General features: G+C 36.0%; 2 protein-coding genes. Both read left to right on the top strand.

The window, feature by feature from the left end; all coding sequences use genetic code 11:
• Positions 1-406: 406 nt before the first annotated feature.
• Positions 407-670, top strand: a complete 264-nt coding sequence (locus ACH2CJ_RS07745; RefSeq protein WP_394991824.1) for an integrase core domain-containing protein — start codon at positions 407-409, stop codon at positions 668-670.
• 419 nt (positions 671-1089) lie between these two features.
• The coding region (locus ACH2CJ_RS07740) for a glycosyl hydrolase family 95 catalytic domain-containing protein (RefSeq protein WP_394991822.1) at positions 1090-2901 on the top strand (1812 nt) is incomplete at its 3' end.

The following is a 2901-nucleotide window of genomic DNA, read 5'->3' as shown; positions in this document are numbered from 1 at the left end:
TGTACATATTATAATTATATATTTTTACAAAATTAGGCGAGTTTGTCTTTTACTCGTCTAATTTCTCCAAGTATTATTATTTGTGTACGGTTTTAAAATATAAAATGCTTGTCTTAAAATTATCTAACGACTTAGCTTTTTTTTTAATAAATTGTAAACCGTAAAGTGACTTACACCAAAAATATGACCCGTTGAGCGAAGACTATTGCGTTCTTCATAAGTTCTTGAAAGAGCTTCAAGGTCTATATTTTCGATATTTTTTACTGAAAATAGAACACGACAACAACCACAATCCTTGCACTTGTATGTTTGTGAACCCGATTTGTTTTTACCATTTAGAACGATGTTTTCGCTCGAACAACACTTGCATTTATGATTTGTAGTAACCATCTTAAACAGATTTTTAATGAAGGACAAAAATACAAATCAGTTATTAAATAACATTACCGATGATTTTAATCTCAAGTGTGGTTTTATTTCTTTTTGTGAGGCTTCTGATGCAATTGAGCAAGTAATTAAGACTTATAATAATTACCGACCTCATGCTTCACTGAATTACAAAACACCCAAGCAGGCTCATCAATTAGTTGATAGTCAAAGACTTAGATGGTATCCGTACAAAAAAATAAGGTTCTCTAATGTGATTAGAAAACCTATAAATTCGGTATAAACAAAACTGTCAAGCTATGTTAGTAGCATACGATTTGAATCGTTGCCTACTAAATAATTGAAGCTAAACTTTATCTTAATCGTGGAGAGTATCAAAAAGTGTGGGTCGAATTGAAAAATTCTTAACTTAGCCGAAGAAAACTCCAAACATCATTGAAGGAAGGAGTGCATCAAAAAGTGTAGGGCAAGCACTTCTTATTTCAAGAAAGTCTGTTTAAGATTACTTATTGAACCTTATTTGCTTTTAGATTAAGAGCATCAAAAATCATTTGCCTCACACTTTTTGATGCAGAGGTTCTCGTTACAACGGGGCGAAAATATACTGTTTCAAAGATTAACTTTACCCCTAAATGTTTAATTGTACCCATAGACGTTAAAATTTAGTATAATATACACTTTAAACCCTACCCAATAACGCTTATGAGGCAAATATTAATATTTTGTTTACTTCTATTGATGAAATTAGGTTATTCACAAAATAATACAAGCCTAAAACTTTGGTACAAACAACCATCAGGCAAAGTTTGGGAAAATGCCTTGCCTATCGGTAATGGTCGTTTGGGAGCTATGGTATATGGAAATGTAGAAAAAGAAATCATTCAATTAAACGAGCATACCGTTTGGAGCGGTAGCCCTAATCGAAACGATAATCCTGATGCATTAGCGGCTTTGCCTGAAATTAGAAAAATGATTTTTGAGGGAAATCATAAAGAAGCGGAAAAACTGGCTAATAAAGTGATTATCACCAAAAAATCGCATGGACAAATGTTTCAGCCAGTTGGTAATTTGAACCTAACTTTTGAAGGACATGAAAAATACAGCGATTATTACCGTGATCTAGATATTGAAAAAGCGATTTCAAAAACGTCTTATGTGGTTGATGGCGTTACTTATACCCGTGAAGCATTAGCTTCTTTTGCTGATAGAGTAATTGTAGTTCGACTTTCGACCAATAAAGCTGGCACACTTGCTTTTACAGCAAATTATAGTTCGCCACACAAGAGAAAAACATTTTCAGTCAAAAATCTTGACTTGCAAATAAATGGAACTACCAGCGACCAAGATGGCGTAAAAGGTTTAGTTGAGTTTAAAGGCATTACACGCATCAAATTAGAGGGCGGGAAAATCTCGAAAACCGATACCTCCTTGAGCATCAATGGAGCAAATGCAGCTACTATTTTTATATCAATCGCTTCAAATTTTAATAATTATAATGACATCAGCGGCGATGAAGAAAAGCGTGCTGAGGCTTACATGAATAAAACTTTTCCAAAAACTTTCGCCAATATAAAAGCTGACCATATAAAAGCATATCAAAAATTCTTTAATCGAGTAAAAATTGATTTTGGAACTACGGATGCTGCCAAATTGCCAACCGATGAGCGTTTGAATAATTTCAGAAATACAAACGACCCACAAATGGTAGCTTTATATTATCAATTTGGTCGTTATTTGCTTATTTCTTCTTCTCAACCTGGTGGGCAAGCTGCCAATCTGCAAGGAATTTGGAACAATAAACTTAGCCCTCCTTGGGATAGTAAATACACTATCAATATCAACGCCGAGATGAACTATTGGCCAGCCGAAAAAACAAATCTCTCGGAATTACACGAGCCTTTTTTGCAAATGGTGAAGGATTTATCTGTTACTGGTCGGAAAACGGCCAAAGATATGTACGGAGCAAGAGGTTGGATGGCTCACCATAATACCGATATTTGGCGAGCAACTGGAGCGATTGATGGAGCATTTTGGGGAATGTGGACCTCGGGCGGTGGATGGGTTAGTCAACATCTTTGGGAACATTATCTCTATACTGGCAACAAAGCGTTTTTGGCATCTGCCTATCCAGCCTTGAAAGGTGCCGCACAGTTCTACGTAGATTTTTTGGTAGAACATCCAAAAAACAAATGGATGGTTGTAAACCCAGGCAACTCACCAGAAAACGCTCCTGCTGCTCACGATGGCTCATCGCTTGATGCGGGAGTTACGATGGATAATCAAATTGTTTTTGATGTTTTCAATACTGCAATTCGGGCAGCCGAAATTCTAAAAAAAGACGCCTCTTTTATTGATAGTTTGAAAACGATACGAGCAAAACTACCCCCAATGCACATTGGGCAGCATAATCAACTACAGGAATGGCTTGATGACATTGATGACCCGAATGATAAGCACCGCCATATTTCGCATTTATATGGACTTTATCCATCAAATCAAATTTCTGCTTATCGC

It is taken from the genome of Emticicia sp. (genome assembly GCF_043780375.1).
In the GTDB taxonomy this organism is placed as follows: domain Bacteria; phylum Bacteroidota; class Bacteroidia; order Cytophagales; family Spirosomataceae; genus Emticicia.
This window is presented reverse-complemented; position numbering and strand designations above follow the sequence as displayed.